This is a genomic window from Marinomonas sp. 15G6-16 (assembly GCF_055809555.1).
The window spans coordinates 1,108,624-1,128,239 of record NZ_CM147916.1 but is presented as its reverse complement, the minus strand read 5'-3'; the positions used below and the strand labels follow the sequence as shown (position 1 = coordinate 1,128,239).

Sequence of the window (19,616 nt, the reverse complement as noted above, 5' to 3'; positions counted from 1 at the left end):
GAGTGGAGACTCTATTTTTACCTTGCCATTTTTTCTTATTTTTAATTAAGAGGCTCAAGAAGCAAAAGCCCATTAAACATAGGCTGGCCAAAGTTTGCTTCTTGAGCTAGGTAGTAGCTACCTAAGCGTACTTTTCCATATTGGCGTGAATAGCTTGAGTCAATTGAGTTACAAACTCAGGGAATTCTGTCGGTACATTGCCCCACAAAAAACTGTCTGTGACAAAAGCGTTGATTCCTTCTGCAGTGTTAGTAAAAGCAGCTACTTCGGCTTTGCTTGGTTCATGATATTGAGTCTTTATTTTACCTTCATTCGTTAACTGAATAAATGTAAACCAGCTAGCGATGCCTTGAATTGTCTTACTTGGCGTTCTGCCTTTACGGTATGTGCCTTCCAATGTCGGGAAAACAAAAATCGGAAATTTGGCATAACCATCACTACAGATACGTTCAACAGTGTCACCAATATTGGCGTTGCTAAAGCGTTTTGCAATGATGTCTAAGTAAGCTGGTAAATCCACGACAGAGTCACCAATGGCTGGAATCGAATCTTGTAAAATGAAGTCTTTGAAGTACTGGTGTAGTTCTTCATCACGCATTGCTTCATCAAAGTAAGTCAGACCTTTTAGCGCCGCTTGATAAGTGACACAAGTATGGCCTGCATTCAAAATACGAATCTTAGCTTCTTCGAATGGCACAACGTCTTGAACAAATTGAACACCAACTTTATCAAGAGATGGCTTTTTACCGGCAAAATTGTCTTCCACAACCCACTGGATGAAATCTTCACCCATAACCGTCATTTGGTCATCAACACCGAAGCGAGACTGAACGTCATCAACATGTTGCTGACTTGGTTTTGGTGTAATGCGGTCTACCATAGAGCAAGGGAAAGACACGTTTTGCTTGATCCAGTTAGCCAGTTCAATGTCTTGCTTGGCTTCTAGGAACTGCATTAATCCAGCTTGCAATAATTCACCGTTGTGGCGAAGGTTGTCACAGCATAATAGTGTGATTTTTGCTTTGGATGTTTCACTGCGTTTCTTCAGGCCAGCGTACAAGAAAGCATAAAGAGTGTTTCTTGTACCTTCTATGTCTCCTTTAATAGCTGGGTGATCGAGCATTAACTTGCGGTTTTCATCAAGGTAATAACCACCTTCTGTTACTGTTGAGGTAACAAGCTGAATGCTAGCATCTGCAAGCGCATTATCAACATCGTCTGGAGCTTGTGCACCATCAATTTGTTTGATCAGAGAGCGAATGTGTTCGTAATTTGTTTCGCCATCTGCTGCCATGGTTTTTAAAACGTATTCGCCATCTTGTTCAATGAAGCGTGAAAAAGCTTGGCTGTCTTGTGGGCGAATATTGACGCCAATGATTCCCCAGTTTTGTTCGTCTTCATTTGCTAATAGACGATCAAAATAGACTGCTTGATGGGCGCGGTGAAATGCACCCACGCCCAAATGTACGACTCCAGCCTGAACAGCATCTTTCTGATAGTTTTGAACAGAAAGTTGGTCTTGGTTAAGTGAAGCTTGAAGATGATTTGACATGTTACGCTTCCTCAGGGATCACCGAAATCACACGATCGTTTTCATTGAATAGGATGACTTCATCAATATCGATTTTGATATTAACTTCTTGGCCATCTTGCAATTCGCTACGTGCAGCCGCTTTTACAATAATTGTTTGGTTATTAGACAGCTGAATGTGTGCATAAGCTTCTGAGCCCAAATGCTCGATTAACTCGATGCGACCTACGATATCACCATCTTGCTCAACCAGTTGCATGTGCTCTGGACGGATGCCAAGAATAGTGGAAGCAGATAGAGATTCTTTTAGGCGTTTAGCAGGGAAGTCAATGTGCTTGCCAAGTAAACCAATGGCTAGGCTGTCACCTTCTAATGTCGCTTTATCTGTTGGGATAAGGTTCATTTTTGGCGTACCAATAAATTCAGCAACAAATCGGCTGTTTGGCTGACGGTACAATTCTAGTGGCGTGCCTACTTGCTCGATTTGACCAGCGTTCAAGATAACAACTCGGTCTGCTAGTGTCATCGCTTCTACTTGGTCGTGGGTTACATAAATCATGGTTGTACCAAGTTTTTTATGTAGACGAGCTAACTCAAGACGCATTTGTACACGAAGTGCTGCGTCAAGGTTAGATAGAGGCTCATCGAATAAGAAGACTTTAGGTTGACGCACAATCGCACGACCAATAGCAACACGTTGACGCTGACCACCAGACAGTTCTTTTGGTTTACGATCTAGTAATGGATCAAGTTGCAATGAAGCAGATACAGAACGCACTTTCTCTTGGATCTCATCGTCTGGGATTTTTGCAAGACGTAGAGCAAAAGATAGGTTGTCTGCCACTGTCATGTGTGGGTATAGAGCGTAAGACTGGAACACCATTGCTAAATCACGCTTTGATGACGCTAATTCAGTGATGTCACGATTATCTAGTTCAATCGTACCACCAGAGCTGGACTCAAGTCCTGCGATGGTACGCAATAATGTTGATTTACCACAACCTGAAGGCCCAACAAAAACAACGAACTCGCCTTCAGTAATGGTTAGGTTAATACCACGTAGAGCGTGGTAGCTATCATAATGTTTTTGTAAATCTGTAATAGTTAAGTAAGACATGAGAAAACTTCCTAATAATTATTTTACGGCGCCGAATGTAAGGCCTTGGACTAATTGTTTTTGACAGAACCAACCGAATATAACGATTGGAGCACACGCTAAAGTTGATGCAGCAGATAGCTTCGCCCAGAACAAACCTTCAGGGCTTGAGTAGGATGCGATCATCGCTGTCAATGGTGCTGCTTCTGACGCGGTTAAGGTGATAGACCAAAAGGCTTCATTCCAGCACAAAACGATAGATAAAAGTGCAGTGGATGAAATGGCACCAACTGATAAAGGCATAACCACTTTTATCATTTCATCCCAAGGTGTTGCGCCATCCATACGAGCTGCTTCTAAAATCTCTTTCGGCAAGTCTTTAAAGTAAGAGAACAGCATCCACACAATGATTGGTAGGTTCATCAAGGTGAAGATAATCACCAATGCAGTACGAGAGTCTAATAACCCGTAGTCACGGCAAAGGATGTAAATTGGTACTAATACACCAACAGCCGGTAGCATTTTTGTAGATAGCATCCACAAAAGAATGTCTTTAGTGCGTTTTCCAGGGAAAAAGGCCATTGAGTAGGCTGCTGGGATCGCAATGATCAGAGCGATAATAGTTGAACCAAATGCCGTCACGACAGAATTAAGAGCATGGTGTAGATAGTTACTGCGTTCCTGTACTTCTACAAAGTTTTGCAAAGTAGGCTCAAAGAACAATGACGGTGGAGTGGAAATCGCTTGAAGCTCTGTTTTAAAAGAGGTGATAAACATCCAGAAGATTGGAAAGAATAAAACCAATGCCACCGTCCAAGCGAAAAGCCCTGTTATTATCGTTTTTAGTTTGCGTTGTTGAGTAAGAGTCATGGTTATTTACCTCACACCGTTAAGTTTTTGCCAACGGCACGAATTAAGAAGAAGGCGACAATATTTGCTAGTACAACCGCTAGCAGGCCACCAGCAGAAGCTGCTGCAACATCAAACTGTAGAAGCGCTTGATTGTAAATTAAGTAGGTTAGGTTTGTGCTGTCATAACCTGGTCCACCATTTGTAGACACAAGGATTTCAGCAAAAACAGCTAATAGGAAAATAGTCTCAATCATAACAACGACCGCAATAGGGCGTGCTAAGTGAGGAACGGTTAGGTAGCGGAATATATGAAAGCCATTTGCGCCATCCATTTGAGCCGCTTCTTTTTGTTCAGTGTCTTGTGACTGAAGAGCCGTTACAAAAACTAAAATGGCAAATGGTAGCCACTGCCAGCTCACCATTATGATGATTGACATAAGCGGATAAGTAGACAACCAGTCAATAGGCTCTAACCCTAATGAGGTGGATATCCAAGCAAAGATGCCATACACGGGATTCATCATCATGTTTTTCCAAATCAATGCATTGACGGTTGGCATGATGAAAAAAGGTGAGATTAATAATACTCGAACAATACCTTGACCAAAGAAAGGCTTGTCAATCAGTGCTGATAAAATGACACCGAATACCACTGTAATGAACAAAACAGATAGCAGCAGGATTAATGTATTTGTTACTGCAGGTAAAAATGCTGGATCAGTAATGAAAAACTCAAAGTTTAGCAAACCAACAAAGTCATTTTGATCTGGATTATACGCACTAAATTCGATAGTCGAAAAGTAAATAGTCATGGACAAAGGTATGATCATCCAAGCTAAAAGCAGGATGACAGACGGCGCCATTAATAAGCGAGTGATTGAACGCTTCATGTTATATGTCTCTTATTATAAGCAGAAAAGCTCGTCCTGAAAGCGGACGGAATTAGATAGAAATAGGGCTAAATAGCCCTATTTCTTAGTCAGTCTAGACTAGTAGTAACCTGCACGACGCATTTGACGATCAGCAGAGATATTCGCAGATTTTAGAGCTTGATCTATTGACATAGAGCCAGATAGAGCGCCTGAAATCATTTGTCCTGCAGTTGTACCAATTGCTTGGAACTCAGGAATCGCTGCGAATTGAACACCAACGTAAGGAGATGGTTTCAATGTGCTGTCAGTTGGATCAGCTGAATTGATTGCTTTCAACTCTGCGTCTGCAAAAACAGCAGCTTCTTGGAACTTAGGATTAGCATAAGTACTAGAACGAGTACCTGTAGGTACTGCAGCCCAACCATTTGTTTCACCAACTAGCTGGATGTACTCTTTAGATGTCGCCCAACGAACAAACGTTTGAGCCGCTTCTGCTTTCTTAGTCGCTGCTGGGATTGCTAGAGACCAAGACCAAAGCCAGTTAGCGCCTTTGTCTGTTGCGCTGATAGGAGACTGAGCGAAACCTACTTGATCAGCTACTTTACTTTGTGATGGATCAGTTACGAAAGACGCTGCGATTGTTGCGTCAATCCACATGCCGCACTTGCCTTCGTTGAACAACGCCAAACTTTCGTTGAAGCTGTTGCTGCTTGAACCTGGAGGGCCGTACTTAGTCAAAAGATCAACATAGAAAGAAACGGCTTGTTTCCATTCTTTTGATTCTAACTGTGGCTTCCAGTTCTCATCGAACCAACGAGCACCAAACGAGTTAGCAATAGTTGTCATAAGTGCCATGTTGTCACCCCAACCAGCTTTACCGCGTAAACAAATACCGTAAACGCCTTCGCTTGGGTTGTGTACAGCGGCTGCAACATCACGGATGTGCTCCCAGCTATCACGATCACTTACTGTCATGCCTGCATTTTTCACTAGGTCTTTACGGTACATAACCATAGAGCTTTCACCGTAGAATGGTGCGCCGTATAGAGTGCCTTCGTGAGATAAACCTTGACGGATAGAAGGCAGAATGTCTTGTACATCGTAAGAGCCGCTAACATCGATAGGAGTTAACCAACCACGATCGCCCCAAATAGGCGCTTCGTACATACCAATTGTCATAACATCATAAAGACCACTTTTGTTAGCGATATCTTGAGTAACGTTTTGACGTAATACACCTTCTTCCAAAGTCACCCATTTCACTTTGATATCTGGGTTGGCTTTTTCGAATTCTGGAGTAAGTTTTTGCATTTCAATCATGTGACCGTTATTTACAGTGGCCACTGTGATTTGAGTTTCTGCGAAGGTAGTGCTGGCTGCCGTCATGGCTGCAGAGATGGATACCGCGTAAGCTAAAGTATTTTTAGTAAGGCTTTTCATAGGTTTCTCCCAGTTTGGAGTTTCTTTGTTTTTATATAATTTGACCTAATTTCTCAGTGAAGTATCACCAAGTGGAACCTAATATAGGTCATCTCACAATTGACGCGTTAATACATAAATTGCCAATATATGTACTATTTTGTTTCATTTCAATTGTTACTGACAAAATAAAGTCAATTTAATATGCGTTTTTCGAGGCTTTGACCATTTTATCTTTCGTCATATTAGAACTTTTTCTGATTTGCCTCAGTTAATTAGCGTAAGGGTTTGCGTTTTTTTGTGTGAGAAATGGCTATAATGCAAAAGTATGTATTCGAAAGGTGATTTTATGATGGAAACTGCAGATTCATTAAGCTTTAAGCGCCTAAAATGGCATTGCCGTCGTGGCATGTTGGAATTGGATCTTTTATTAGAGCCTTTTCTAGATGAAGTTTTTTTGACCCTAGATGAAGAAGATAAAGCGCGCTTTTATAAGCTCATAGAGTGTGAAGACCAAGATTTATTCTTGTGGTTTATGCAAACTGACGTGCCACAGGATCCAGATTTGGCTCGTATTGTTGATATTATTGTGACCCGTGTACAGCCTGAAAACCACTGAGCTAAATTTCTCTAAAATCAGTTGCTGCTTGTGGGGCGTCATGTTTCTTTCCTATGCAGCACTTTTTCAACTCTTCTGGATGCCTGCTTTGTTGCGGGCATGTCTACTGCTCGGTACTTTTTTGTCGGGCTTTGCTTTCTTGCTTTATCGACACAAACAGAACAAAGCGAAAATTGGCATTGATGCTGATGGCGCTTTTTTGTGTAGGCGAGGTCGTGTTGTAAGGTTACTGTTTGTCAGAGTAAATAGTTTCCAGCTCATTGCTAAACGAGAGCAAAAATCAAAGTTATTGGGATGGCTTTGGCCACAATTTCATGTGGTTTATTGTGATAGTGTGAGCGCAGAAAAGTACAGAATGTTGCAATCCTTTGCGGCGCAACAAATCTTGTTGAGCCGCAGTGAAGAAGCAAGGAAAAGCTTCTCGAAGGATTAGCTTGGTTTGTGAGGTGATAATATTGTTGGAGAACTCGGTTCCTGTTTATTAGGGTAATCCAAGGTGAAGTGCAACCCTCTGCTTTCCTTTCTAGACATGGCCGAGCGAATGATCAAATCTGCCACCATCGCAAGATTCCTCAGTTCCAGCAAATCGTTCGATACCTTGTAATTCGCGTAAAACTCTTGAATCTCAGAAAGTAAGAGATCGACCCTGTGTTTGGCTCTCAATAAGCGCTTGTCTGTTCTTACTATGCCGACATAATCCCACATGAAACGTCTTAACTCTTGCCAGTTGTGCGTGATCACCACATCCTCGTCCGAGTTAGTGACCTTACTTTCATCCCAATCTGGAATGGTTATTTTCTCGTGTTTGTTGTCATGTTTGGCTATGTGGTCTGCTGCAGATCGGGCGAATACAATACATTCTAACAATGAATTACTGGCTAGTCGGTTTGCACCATGCAGCCCTGTGTAAGCGGTTTCACCAATAGCGTAGAGGTTGTCTATGTCTGTTGCGCTGTGTTTGTCTACGACAACGCCACCACAAGTGTAGTGAGCCGCGGGGACGACAGGAATCGGGCCTTTTGTCATATCGTGACCGTATTCCAAGCAGCGTTTATAGATGGTTGGGAAATGCTCTTTAATGAAGTCTTCGTCTTTATGGGAAATATCCAATAAAACGTGATTGATACCCAGTCGCTTCATTTCATGGTCGATTGCTCTAGCGACAATGTCACGAGGAGCCAGTTCTGCTCGTGGGTCGAACTTCGACATAAAACGTGTGCCATCCGGAAGTAAGAGCTTGCCGCCTTCTCCTCGAACAGCTTCAGATATTAAAAAGGTTTTCGCTTTAGCGTCGTACAAACAAGTAGGGTGGAATTGGTTGAATTCCATATTGCCCACCCGACAACCTGCTCGCCAAGCCATTGCAATACCATCGCCGGATGCTGTGTCTGGATTGCTTGTATATAAGTAGACCTTACTGCTGCCGCCACAAGCTAAGGAGATGAACTGGCCATGAAAGGCTTCAATAACATCGTCTTCTTGATTGAGTGCATAAACGCCAACCGCGCGATTTTCACCTGGAAGTCCCAATTTTTTCGTGGTGACGATATCGATAGCGACACGATCAGGGTAAAAATCAATATTAGGGTGATCCGTCGCATTTTTAATTAAGGTCTTTGAAATGGCTAGACCTGTTGCATCGGCGCTATGGATAATGCGTCTGTGGCTGTGGCCACCTTCTTTTGTTAAGTGGTATTCGTCTCCCTCGCCATAGCGAGTGAAAGGAACGCCTTGATCAATCAACCAGTCGATACTTTCTTTAGAATGTTCAACAGTAAAGCGGATCGCTTCTGGATCGCCCAATTCAACACCGGCATCGATTGTGTCATTGATGTGTGAATCAATCGTGTCCGTATCTGATAATACGGCCGCCACGCCACCTTGAGCGTATAAAGTTGACCCTTCACGTATGTCGGTTTTTGTTAAAATGGCGACGCTGTGTTTATCTGCGAGTTCTAAAGCGAGTGTTAATCCAGCCGCGCCGGCGCCAATAATGACGATGTCGTGTTGATAATGTCGACTCATGGTATTGATCTAATATTGTGATTAAGAAATGAATGTTACTATTGTTGATCAGTAATAGTGAATACTTTCTGTCTATTCCATTTTCATTATTCTAAATAGTTTTTGTAAAAATGAAGCATTTGGTTATAAATGACCGAATTGGCGGTTCTCATTGGGAACTCGTAAGCCTCCTTGTTGTCTGTATATTCAACAAAGAGGCACACATGAAAAATAAGAGTTTAGTATGAGGTGCCTATGCAGCACGAAACGTCTTCCGATCAGGCGTTAGTTGAGAAAGTACAGCAGGGCGATAAGAGAGCATTTGACCTTTTAGTTGCTAAGTATCAGTACAAAGTAGTAAGCCTGATTGGGCGTTATGTACAAGATAGAAGTGAAGCATTGGATGTTGCTCAGGAAAGTTTTATTAAGGCCTATCGTGCCATTGGGAACTTTCGTGGTGAAAGCGCATTTTATACTTGGTTATATCGAATAGCGGTTAACACGGCAAAAAACTATTTGGTTAGTCGTTCCCGTCGACCTCCAGAATCTGATGTTGAACTTGATAATGAAGAAGTTTTTTGTGCCTATGAAGCCTTGGCGGATATCGACACACCTGAAGCAAATTTAAACACTGACCGTCTTGAAAAGGCGGTGCATCAAGCCATCAAAAATTTGCCAGAGGAATTGCGCAGTGCACTAACTCTGCGAGAGTTTGATGGATTAAGTTACGAAGATATTTCATTAATTATGGACTGTCCTGTTGGGACGGTTCGATCACGTATTTTTCGCGCGCGAGAAGCCGTTGAAAAACACATACGCCCCTTGATGGGGTCAGGAGAGTAATCATGGCAACGACAAACGATCATTCCCTAGCCTCACCTTCTAGTTTGTCTGCAATGTTTGATGGCGAAGCAACAGAGCAAGATATTGAGTCTTTGCTTAGCGAAAGCCATGTTGAGATCAATCGGCAGTTAGAGAGTTTTCACTTGATCCAGCAGACTTTGCATAAAGAGTCCAAAGTGTCGATTGGATTGCAAGATAGTTTGGTGTCTCGTATTCGAGCAGAAATTGATGCTGAAGATGCATTGCAAGAAGATATGTCTGATGCAAGCAGCCATCACTTTACTTCTTTGGAAAAAGTGCCAGAAAGCATCACGAAAGACCTAAAAGTTGCGAATGACCAACTGTTGGACAATGAAGAATCTGCTCAGAAAGTCATGCCATTTACGTGGAAAACAATGTTTTCTAATGTGGCGATCGCAGCGAGTGTGACTTTTGTGGTGATTTTTGGTGGCAATTTATTACTTACTCCCGAAGCGAATACAACCGCGGTGGTTGCTGACGTTCAGGAGCCTTCGATTGTGACAGACACAGCTATAGCGTCTTTGGATGAGCTTAAAAATGAAGCCTTACCAGCCGATAATATTAGGTTGCAGCATTACTTGCGCCAGCATGCAGAACAAGCGGCGATGGCGGTTGGGCAAGGGATGATTCCTATGGCGCGCGTTGTTAGCTATCCAGTGGAAGAATAGGTGATTATGGTGGTTTTGCAATTACGAAGTTTTATCCTATTTCTGGCATGCATACTGATTTCTGGCGTTGTATCCGCTAGCGGTTTGCCTTTGAATGATCTTTCTTCAAATAATCATAACGAGCCGAAAAACAGCCATGCTCTAGGACTTTCATCTTCCTCTGCGCTGGAGCTATTAAGCAATATGACTCAGTCGTTTGCAGGGTTGAAATACGATGGAGTCTTTATCCATTTAGAAGCCATGAATATGAACAGTATGCGAGTTCGTCATGGGGTTATGGATGGCGTCGAATATGAAAGTTTAGTGGATTTAGATGGTGATAAGGTTGAAGTTCTCCGAGTCGATGACACAATCATTTGTGTTTATCCCAATGCGTCTGTAGCGAACATGAGCCAGCCATTAGTGCCACCTTTTAAGCGTTTTAAAGACGTAGAAAGTGATCGCTTAATAAAGGGCTATGAAATGCTTGTTGGGCAAGGTGTCAGCCGAATTGCGGGACGTGACGCTGTTGTTGTGAGATTGATACCAAAAGATGAATATCGCTATGGTCATGAGTTTTGGCTAGACGAGGAAAACCATTTTCTACTGAAACACGACATGATGAAAGAAGATGGCAAACTGTTGGAAAGAATCCAGTTTACCTCGGTGAATTTTTCTCCCGACTTGAAACGGGAAGATTTTGCCCCAAAACAAGGGAGTTATTCTGAACCTGTTGTAAAAGCCGTGCCTAGACGAGTAAAAAACTTATGGCGCTTTGATTGGTTGCCAGCAGGGTTTTCTTTGGTTTGGCCTGAAGCAAGAGCGCTGAATCATGGTACAAGTATGCTGCTTTTATCGGATGGAATGGCAACCGTATCTGTTTTTGTGGAACCGGCAACGAAAGAGAAAGAAATGTCGATTTTCCGCACTGGTGCCACCATTGCAGGGGAACGTAGCTTTACAATAAAAGATCAGTTGTATCTATTAACTATGGTTGGTGAAGTCCCACAAGCAACCATAGAAAAGTTAATGTCTGTATTTATGCCAAGGCAAGATCATGATTGAAGAAACTGGAAAGGTCCTATCAATAGAGAATGGATTTGCTGACGTAGAAACCATACGTACTAGCAGCTGTACTTCTTGTCGCGCTCGTCACGGGTGTGGTCATCATGCAATTGCACAAGTGTCGTCGGCTAACCGTATGAGAATGCGAGCGGTTGACCCATTCATGGTGGAAGTCGGTCAGGAAGTCGTTGTCGGCATACCTGAAGATACCTTATTACAAGCATCTGTCTGGATGTATTTGATCCCATTGCTTGGCTTAGTTAGCGGTGCTGTTCTGCCCTCGATATGGGGTGGCGGATCTGGTGTCGCGGTTATTTTATCGATTATTGGTTTTGCGGGTGGTTTGTTATTAGCAAGGCGTAAGTCCAAACAGGAAGAAAGTAACCTTGATTACTACCCTAAGATTCTCAGAATTGCATCACAAGAAAATCACCAAATCCCTTTGGTTGTAACGTCATAAGTGATGAATCATCTTCACCTGGCACTGTAATGAACTTGGTATGTCTTAAGGAGACCAATCAATGAACAGATTGCTTAAACACCTTGGTATGGTTGTCATCAGTACTTTTATGATGGTTTCTATGCTTTCCCACGCGGCTTCACTACCTGACTTCACGGAGTTGGTGGACGAGGCTTCCCCGGCTGTTGTGAATATCAGCACAGAGCAAACAATCACAACCAAAACAGCCAATCAAAATGGTCAGCAGTTTGGCCCAAATAGTGAAGAGCTTAACGAGTTCTTTAAGCACTTTTTTGGTCAACAGCCGTTTGGTCAGCAAGCGCCTCAACAAGGACAAAGAAGCTCTTTAGGCTCTGGTTTTATTATTTCTCATGATGGTTATGTTCTAACGAATAACCATGTTATCGACGGTGCGGACGTGATTCATGTGCGTTTAAGTGACCGCCGTGAATACTTGGCTGAATTGGTTGGTACTGACCCTAGAACCGATTTGGCTTTGTTGAAGATAGATGCAGAAGATCTTCCTATTGTAAAAATGGGTGATTCGGACAAGTTGAAACCGGGGCAATGGGTGTTGGCAATTGGTTCGCCATTCGGTTTTGATTACACAGTGACGGCGGGTATTGTCAGTGCGACTGGTCGTAATTTACCTTCTGATAGCTATGTGCCGTTTATTCAAACAGACGTTGCTATTAACCCAGGTAACTCTGGTGGTCCTTTATTCAATTTAGATGGTGAAGTGATCGGAATTAACTCGCAAATTTATACTCGCTCTGGCGGTTTTATGGGTGTGTCTTTTGCTATTCCCTCTAAAGTCGCAATGTCCGTGGCTGATCAGCTTAAAAATGAAGGCAAGGTGTCTCGAGCTTGGTTGGGTGTATTGATTCAAGACGTCAGTAATGATTTGGCAGAATCTTTCGGTTTAGATCGATCAAACGGTGCCTTGATTAGTCGTGTATTGCCTGATTCTCCTGCGGAAAAAGCAGGCCTGAAACCTGGTGATATCATTATGATGTTCAATGGCGAAAACATTGAGCACTCTGGTGAATTACCTTATGTGGTTGGGCAGCTAAAAGCGGGCGATAAAGTCGATGCGAAAGTTTACCGAGATGGTAAAGAGCAAACTATTAGCGTGGCATTAGATGAACGCCCAAGTGACCCTAAAGTATTGGCGCAATCACAACAGGATCAAAATCGACTTGGCATGATAGTGGGCGAAGTGCCTGCTGATATGGCAAAAGAGTTTGATATCGAAGGTGGTGTTGTAATCGAACAGATTATAGGTGGTACAGCCGCTCGAAATGGCCTTCAACAAGGTGATGTGATTACCATGTTAAATGGTAAACGCGTTGAAGGAGTATCTGACTTTACTGCTACAGCGAAAGACATTCCGAATGGTCGCTCTGTTCCAATTCGAGTTATTAGACAGGGTTACCCAATGTTTATTCCGTTTAAGATAATCGAGTAATAAGGCAAGAAATTAGCCAATAAAAAGGAGATCCAATTGGATCTCCTTTTTTGGTTCAAGCTCAAAAACTAAAGCGCTTTAGAGAAAATCTTTGAGTTACGCTGATAATTGTACAGTGCTTGTTTTTTGGTCGGCAGAGTCGCCAATGTCGTCTCACTGAAACCACGTTCGATAAACCAGTGAGCGGTTCTTGTGGTTAGTAAGAAGAGTGTCGACAGGTTCAACGCTTTAGCCGCTTTCTCAATGCCTTTAAGTAAGCGTTCACCTCGGTTGGAGCCTCTATAATCTGGTGAAACCGCTAAGCATGCCAATTCTCCAGCGTATTCTTGCTCAAAAGGATAAAGTGCTGCGCAAGCTACAATAGCCCCATCTCGTTCAATAACAATGAAGCGATCGACTTCATTTTCAAGCAACTCTCTTGAGCGTCGAACCAAGACGCCTTTTTCTTCGAGCGGTGCGAGTAACGCCATCATGCCGCCAACATCATCAATTTGGGCGGGACGTAATTGCTCGTAGCTGTCTTCGTCTATCATGGTTCCAGAACCTTCACGAGTGAAAAGTTCTCTTAATAACCCACCGTTTTCATTGTATGAAATCAAATGCGCTCTTGGCAGGCCTTGGCGAACGGCTTGAACGCAAGCTTCTAAAGCAGCGTGAGTCACACTGTTTAGTTTTCTTTCCTTGAGAATCAGATCAGCATCTTTGGTGAGTAACTCTGAGTAAAGTTCACCATCTTCTTTAAATATGCCTTCTTCTTCTGAAAAAATGATCAGCTTATCGGCCTTTAATTGAACTGCGGCTTGAAGGGCAACGTCTTCACTTTTTAGGTTAAATACTTCACCTGTTGGCGAAAAGCCAAGATGTGGCAGCAGCACCATGTTGTCATCTTCCAGAAGGCGGAAAATAGCTTCGGTATCAATTCGACGCACTTCCCCTGTATGGCCGTAATCAATGCCATCAACCACGCCCAAAGGTCTCGCAATCACGTAATTGCCACTGCACACTTTGAGGCGAGCGCCGTCCATAGGCGTATTGGAAAGTCCCATTGATAGTTGTGCTTCAAGTTGGACTCGTACGGCAGCCGAAGCTTGGATGACATCAAGGAGCTGATCTTGTGGCGTGACGCGATAGTCTTCTTCTACTTTGCTTGTTAAGTGTCGGTTAGTAAGTACTCGACTGATTTGTGGGCGTGCGCCTTGTACTAGAACCAAGCGAATACCAAGCGAGTCTAGTAAGGCTAGATCGTGGATGATGCTTGAGAAGTGAGCGCATTCAACCGCTTCACCAGGAATCAAGATGACAAAGGTTTTCCCTCTATGGGCGTTGATATAGGGGGATGAATGGCGGAACCAATCTACATAGTTGAGTTCGTCAGGCACGCTGTTCCTCATTTTTTCTGCTCGTGTGATTGAAGGCAAAAACGTTCGATTAAACCACGTATTACCTGTTGCATAGGTTGAATTTGATCCAACGCCATGAATTCGTTTGGTTGGTGAGCTTGGTCAATAGAGCCAGGCCCAAGTATTAGAGTTTCCATGCCCATTTGATTTAAGAAAGGGCCTTCTGTTGCAAAGGCAACGGTACTGGCTTGACGCTTAGTAAGCGCTTCACATGCTTTTATGATATCCGATTCAATCGGAGTATAAAAAGAGGGCACATCAGGGAATAAGCTATTCAGTTGAATTGTCGTACCTGTTCGCTCTTCAATGCTTGGCAATATTTGTGCGATTTCAGCCATGAGAGACTGATTGCTCATGCCAGGCAACGCTCTTAGGTCAAATTCTAATTCGCAACGACCACAGATTCGGTTTGGATTGTCGCCACCATGAATACAGCCAAAGTTCATGGTCGGATAGTCAATCACGAAGTTAGCGTCACGGTATTGTTTTTTAAGTTGTTTACGAAATGTCATCAGCTCAGACATGACGGAATGCATGGCATCCATCGCATTATTACCTAATGCTGGATTAGATGAATGGCCAGCTTGCCCTGTTACTTGAATGCGTTCCATCATGATGCCTTTATGGGCATGAATTGGCGTTAAGGAAGTCGGCTCGCCAATCAAGGCGTAGCGGGCTTTGACGGAACCTTGCTCTGCCAGAACTCGTGCGCCAGACATGGAGCTTTCTTCGTCTGCGGTCGCTAGAATGATGAGCGGTTGCTTCAAGTCGCTAAGCTGCATTTGCTGAACTGTGTCCAATACAATTGCGAAAAAGCCTTTCATGTCGCAAGAACCCAGACCGTATAATTTTTGGTCTCTTTCTTCTAAGGCAAAAGGGTCGGATTTCCAGCGACCTTCATCGTAAGGTACTGTGTCTGTGTGGCCTGATAGCACCAAACCACCATCACCACTGCCAAGTGTCGCAATTAAGTTAAATTTATTGGGCTGGTCTGGCAAAGGCATGATTTCGCATGCGAAACCGAGCGAAGTAAGCCAGCTTTCGAGCAACTGAATCACGCCTTTATTCGACTGATCCCAACTTGCTTGACTACAGCTGATAGAGGGCGACGCAATTAATTGCGTCATCATACTGATAAGTGATGGAAGTGCTGGCATAAGGATTTCCTTGAATCCGAGAGATTCCCTAATATTACTACTGGAAGCTAGGCATCTGGTACACTTACAACAACAATATTTTTCTTTGTTGTTGAATAAACAATGAAGTGCTTAGAGGTTTATCTATTATGGCTACCGAGCTAGAACTTAAGTTAATGGTTCAGTCTGAGTATCTCAAGTCTGCCAGCGATTTTCTTGATGAAATTTGTACACTTTCTGACAATGAAGAGCAAAGTCGTCAGCCTACCTTGTCGTTAATGAATGCTTATTTCGATACAGAAGAGGCAGATTTAATGAAAGCCGGGATCGCAATGCGCATTCGTGCTGTGAATAACAAATTCATTCAAACGGTAAAAACGCGCGGCAGCAGCCGTGTTGGTATGCATGCTCGTGGTGAATGGGAATGGCAGGTTCCTTCTGACCAACTGGATTTTTCATTATTGGCAGAAGTCCCACTTCCTGATGAGCTAAAAGACATGTCTTGGACGAATAGGCTTGTGGAAGTTTATCGAACAGACTTTGAGCGACAGGTTTGGAACATAGAAGCCCAAGGCTCAACAATGGAGGTGGTTTGCGATCACGGCTTAGTGACGTCGCCTTACGGTGAGGATTCTATTTGTGAGTTGGAACTAGAACTCAAAGATGGAAGTGAGGCTGGTTTATATCATTTTGCTCTTGAGCTTGCGCAGCAAATCCCTGTACAAGTGAGTACCGTTTCAAAGGCGCAAAAAGGTGTGCGTTTGAAATATGGACAGATTGAATTTCCCGAAAAACCTCTGAATATGGCCTCTAGATTGGAGTTGGCTTCTTATTGGTATGAAGTCTGGCTCGTATATTGGGAAGCCATGCACTTTATGCAAGATGAAGCGTTACTTCAGCCAGTACGTCATTCGATTGAAGAACTTGGCAAATATTTACCCGCGGAGCTTCAAAAGCAATTGATAAGCTTGGATGGGCAAATGGATGAATGCTTTATGGAAGAAGAACTACTTACGATTAAAAAACTGATGAGCATGACATCGGTTGGCATCGCCATGTTGGAAGTTGGGCAATGGCTAAATAAACAAGTTCATACAGACTAAACGTCGATCAATAAAACAATAACGATTCACTTGAGAAAGATCTATTTTCTGAGGGCGGCCTTTTGATATCACCTGATTTGAATTCAAGTTACGCATTTTTTCACGAACAAAGCGATTCTCAGCTCTTGCTGGAGCACATTCAAGATGCGCGAGAAAGAGCATGTTTATCACCGCTAGGCCAAGAGCAAATTAAGGCTTTGGAGCCGCTTTGGCTATTAAGTGATTATGTACATCAACAATGCGTGCGTTTTCCCCATTGGCTTGACGATTTATTGGTTCTTGAAACCTTGCCTGAGTCGCCTTCTCAAGCGGCATTAATGGCGGGAGAAGCGTCTTTTGCACTTGAGCCAGAAGCATGCCCTAAAGATGAATTCGATCAGTTTGATGAAGCTTCGCTTCTAAAGCGTTTGCGTCTATATCGACATTGGTGGATGGTGCGTCTTATTGCTTTGGATATTCAGCAACGTCTGCCGTTAGCAGAATTGACTCGCCGTCTTAGTGGTTTGGCGGATGCTTGTGTGAACGCCAGCTTGGCATGGACAGAGCAAAACTATCTTTCTTTGTATGGCAGAGCGTTAGACAGCAATGGTTTGCCGCAATCCTTAATTGTTATTGGGATGGGGAAATTAGGTGGTCATGAGCTGAACTTGTCTTCAGACATCGATCTTATTTTTGCCTTTCGAGAACATGGCGATACACAAGGCGGTAAGAAAAGCCTTTCTCACCAAGAGTACTTTACAAAGCTAGGGCAGAAATTGATTCAGCATTTGGATCAAGTCACGGCTGATGGTTTTGTCTTCCGTGTCGATATGCGCTTGCGTCCGTTCGGACAATCAGGGGCGCTTGTGTTGAATATGGATTCCCTTGAAAACTATTACCAAGATCAAGGTCGAGATTGGGAAAGATACGCCATGATTAAGGCCAGAGTGATGTCTGGCAGTGAACTGGATATCCGTGAGTTTGAAGCCTTACGAAAACCATTTGTTTACCGTAAATACCTCGATTTTGGTGCGATAGGCGCATTGCGAGACTTAAAGCAAATGATTGCCAAAGAAGTCCGTCGTAAAGGTATTGAGCACAATATCAAGCTTGGCGAAGGTGGCATTCGCGAGGTGGAGTTTATTGCTCAAGCATTACAAATTCTGCACGGCGGTCGCGATCAAGGTCTACAAACCCCTTCTTTATTAAAAGTGCTGCCTTATCTTGCTCAGCAAGATTATTTGTCTGCTGAAGAAGTGGGTATGCTCCAAGAGGCTTATGTATTACTAAGGCGAACAGAGCATGCTTTACAAGCAGTCAATGACGAACAAACTCAGCTATTGCCAGACAGTGATAAAGCCCGTTTGCGTATTGCGTTGATGGTAGGTTATCCATCGTGGCAAGCATTGGATGAGCGTTTATGGGAAGTGCGTAAAAAAGTTCACGCTTGTTTTGTGGATCTCATCGATGACGGTGAAGACAGCACAGAAGAGGTTAAACACCAAGAAACGTGGCGCCTGCTTATAAAACACCCTGAAGATTCAGAAGCCATTTTAGACGCGATAGAGCACATTGTTTGGCAGGATAAAGACGCTGTTGTTAAACGTATTGCTCAGCTTTTAGGTTCGCGAACCGTTGTTTTTATGCAGCCAATTGGGCATGAAAGGTTAGCGGTATTTTTGGCGTCTTTTATGTCTCAACTGGCAAATGAAGGTAAGCCTGATTTGGTGTTGGAGCGGGTTTTTCCAATTTTAGAAGCCGTACTTCGTCGTACTGCTTATTTGGTCTTGTTGTGCGAAAACCAGACGGCCATGACACACCTGATTCGTTTATGTCGAGAAAGTGTTTGGTTTACCGAAGCTATTTCAACAACACCTGCTTTGTTGGATGAATTGCTAGATGCCAACACTTTGTTTTCGCCGCCAGACAAAGCCATGTTAGTGGAAGAATTACAGCAGATCTTATTGTGTTTACCGGAAGATGATGAAGAAGCTCAAATGGATGCTATGCGTCGGTTTAGGCGCTCGATTATCTTGCGTATTGCCGCTTGTGATATCACGGATATATTGCCGATTATGAAAGTGAGCGATCACTTAACTTGGTTGGCTGAAGTGCTGCTAGAGCAAGTATTGCAGCAATCATGGTATAGCATGACGAAAAAATATGGCTATCCTGTCAGCCGCGGGGAAGTGTCCCATGCTCCTCAATTGGCAATTATTGGTTATGGTAAATCTGGTGGTTGGGAGCTAGGTTATGATTCTGACTTGGATTTGGTGTTTATCCACGGAGCTGAATCAACGGGTAGCACTAATGGTGAACGCAGTGTGGATAATTTGACCTTTTATACACGACTAGGGCAGCGGTTAATCCACATGATCACCAGTTTTACCGCAGCAGGGCGCTTATACGAAGTAGATATGCGCTTACGACCTTCTGGTAATTCTGGTTTGTTAGTTTCAACTTTGGATGCTTTTCGTGAGTACCAACAAAAAGAAGCTTGGGTTTGGGAACATCAAGCTTTGACCAGAGCGAGAGGATTAGCAGGAGAGTCTGGTTTGCTGGCTCAGTTTGAAGCTTGTCGAAAAGAGGTTATTTCTACGGTGCGAGATAAGCAGGAGCTCAAAGCTGAAGTGATTAAAATGCGCGAAAAAATGCGTACTCATTTAGACACTGGTGGCAAAGACAAAGGCTTCGATCTGAAACAAGGTGCTGGTGGCATTATTGATATTGAATTTATGGTTCAGTATTTGGTGTTGGCTTGGTCTCACAAATACCCAGAGCTGATGCGCTTCTCGGATAATGTTCGTCAATTGGAAGCGGCTTCACAAGTTGGTTTGTTAGATTCAGACAAAGCAGACAAGATGATAGAAACTTACACTCTTTACAGGGCGAGAGCGCATCGATTGAATCTCCAGCAACAAGGGCGAGTGATCCAAGACGATACCTTGGTGCAAAGGCAAACTCTGATGAGCCAATATTGGGGCTCTTTTGTGACAGATGACTCTATTTAAAGAGAGCGGAACTCGTTGCAGAGCTGCTTTGTTACAAAAAGGTGGTCGTAAATTATACGCTACACAGCTATACTGATTTTAATTGGTGAT

At 43.3% G+C, this 19,616-nt stretch carries 17 protein-coding genes; 9 read left to right on the top strand and 8 right to left on the bottom strand.

All coding sequences use genetic code 11. From position 1 onward, the window contains the following. Positions 1-121 precede the first annotated feature (121 nt). The 5 genes from AC0L46_RS05445 to AC0L46_RS05425 all read right to left on the bottom strand — a co-directional run bounded on the left by AC0L46_RS05445 (position 122) and on the right by AC0L46_RS05425 (position 5,791). On the bottom strand, positions 122-1,552 hold the full coding sequence (locus AC0L46_RS05445) for a mannitol dehydrogenase family protein (RefSeq protein ID WP_473506356.1): 1,431 nt from the start codon (positions 1,550-1,552) through the stop codon (positions 122-124). Between the two features lies 1 nt (position 1,553). Continuing rightward, positions 1,554-2,648 carry an ABC transporter ATP-binding protein gene (locus tag AC0L46_RS05440; RefSeq protein WP_473506354.1) on the bottom strand — a complete coding sequence of 365 codons (1,095 nt, stop codon included), beginning with the start codon at positions 2,646-2,648 and terminating at the stop codon, positions 1,554-1,556. Positions 2,649-2,666: 18 nt separating this feature from the next. Next, the gene (locus tag AC0L46_RS05435; protein WP_414682647.1) at positions 2,667-3,497 is read right to left on the bottom strand and encodes a carbohydrate ABC transporter permease; all 831 of its coding nucleotides are present in this window, start codon (positions 3,495-3,497) and stop codon (positions 2,667-2,669) included. A gap of 11 nt (positions 3,498-3,508) precedes the next feature. Then, positions 3,509-4,369: a carbohydrate ABC transporter permease gene (locus tag AC0L46_RS05430; protein ID WP_347984573.1), complete on the bottom strand. Its 861-nt coding sequence runs from the start codon at positions 4,367-4,369 to the stop codon at positions 3,509-3,511. Between the two features lie 99 nt (positions 4,370-4,468). After that, positions 4,469-5,791: an ABC transporter substrate-binding protein gene (locus AC0L46_RS05425; protein WP_414682648.1), complete on the bottom strand. Its 1,323-nt coding sequence runs from the start codon at positions 5,789-5,791 to the stop codon at positions 4,469-4,471. Between the two features lie 328 nt (positions 5,792-6,119). Between AC0L46_RS05425 and AC0L46_RS05420 the strand changes: the two genes are divergently transcribed. Both AC0L46_RS05420 and AC0L46_RS05415 read left to right on the top strand, forming a co-directional pair. Next, on the top strand, positions 6,120-6,389 hold the full coding sequence (locus AC0L46_RS05420; RefSeq protein ID WP_473506351.1) for an FAD assembly factor SdhE: 270 nt from the start codon (positions 6,120-6,122) through the stop codon (positions 6,387-6,389). Between the two features lie 40 nt (positions 6,390-6,429). Continuing rightward, the gene (locus AC0L46_RS05415; protein WP_473506350.1) at positions 6,430-6,822 is read left to right on the top strand and encodes a hypothetical protein; all 393 of its coding nucleotides are present in this window, start codon (positions 6,430-6,432) and stop codon (positions 6,820-6,822) included. On the opposite strand, the gene nadB is transcribed toward AC0L46_RS05415, so the two are convergent. Next, entirely contained in the window at positions 6,819-8,414 is a 1,596-nt protein-coding gene (gene nadB / locus AC0L46_RS05410; protein WP_473506348.1) for an L-aspartate oxidase, read from the bottom strand. The genes AC0L46_RS05415 and nadB overlap by 4 nt on opposite strands. Positions 8,415-8,648: 234 nt before the next feature. Between nadB and rpoE the strand changes: the two genes are divergently transcribed. From rpoE to AC0L46_RS05385, 5 genes are all read left to right on the top strand, one after another. Beyond that, entirely contained in the window at positions 8,649-9,236 is a 588-nt protein-coding gene (gene rpoE / locus AC0L46_RS05405) for an RNA polymerase sigma factor RpoE (protein ID WP_414682652.1), read from the top strand. A 2-nt stretch (positions 9,237-9,238) separates the two neighbouring features. After that, positions 9,239-9,925 (top strand): RseA family anti-sigma factor, encoded by a 687-nt coding sequence (locus tag AC0L46_RS05400; protein ID WP_473506346.1) that lies wholly within the window; start codon positions 9,239-9,241, stop codon positions 9,923-9,925. A gap of 6 nt (positions 9,926-9,931) precedes the next feature. Next, a complete protein-coding gene (locus AC0L46_RS05395) occupies positions 9,932-10,969 on the top strand; it encodes a MucB/RseB C-terminal domain-containing protein (RefSeq protein ID WP_414682718.1) in 1,038 nt (345 codons plus the stop codon). Next, positions 10,962-11,429: a SoxR reducing system RseC family protein gene (locus AC0L46_RS05390; RefSeq protein ID WP_317004872.1), complete on the top strand. Its 468-nt coding sequence runs from the start codon at positions 10,962-10,964 to the stop codon at positions 11,427-11,429. Before AC0L46_RS05395 ends, AC0L46_RS05390 begins: the two co-directional genes overlap by 8 nt. 61 nt (positions 11,430-11,490) lie before the next feature. Then, positions 11,491-12,897, top strand: coding sequence for a DegQ family serine endoprotease (locus AC0L46_RS05385; protein ID WP_473506344.1), 1,407 nt, complete (start codon positions 11,491-11,493; stop codon positions 12,895-12,897). 68 nt (positions 12,898-12,965) lie between these two features. Here AC0L46_RS05385 and argA read toward each other — a convergent pair whose 3' ends face one another. Together argA and argE are read right to left on the bottom strand one after the other, a co-directional pair. Further along, a complete protein-coding gene (gene argA / locus AC0L46_RS05380) occupies positions 12,966-14,288 on the bottom strand; it encodes an amino-acid N-acetyltransferase (protein WP_473506342.1) in 1,323 nt (440 codons plus the stop codon). Beyond that, positions 14,285-15,454: an acetylornithine deacetylase gene (argE, locus tag AC0L46_RS05375; RefSeq protein ID WP_473506340.1), complete on the bottom strand. Its 1,170-nt coding sequence runs from the start codon at positions 15,452-15,454 to the stop codon at positions 14,285-14,287. Before argE ends, argA begins: the two co-directional genes overlap by 4 nt. A 128-nt stretch (positions 15,455-15,582) precedes the next feature. Between argE and AC0L46_RS05370 the strand changes: the two genes are divergently transcribed. Together AC0L46_RS05370 and glnE are read left to right on the top strand one after the other, a co-directional pair. Further along, positions 15,583-16,536, top strand: a complete 954-nt coding sequence (locus AC0L46_RS05370) for a CYTH domain-containing protein (RefSeq protein ID WP_473506338.1) — start codon at positions 15,583-15,585, stop codon at positions 16,534-16,536. Positions 16,537-16,598: 62 nt separating this feature from the next. Further along, positions 16,599-19,526, top strand: a complete 2,928-nt coding sequence (gene glnE / locus AC0L46_RS05365) for a bifunctional [glutamate--ammonia ligase]-adenylyl-L-tyrosine phosphorylase/[glutamate--ammonia-ligase] adenylyltransferase (RefSeq protein ID WP_473506336.1) — start codon at positions 16,599-16,601, stop codon at positions 19,524-19,526. The last annotated feature ends 90 nt before the right edge of the window (positions 19,527-19,616 follow it).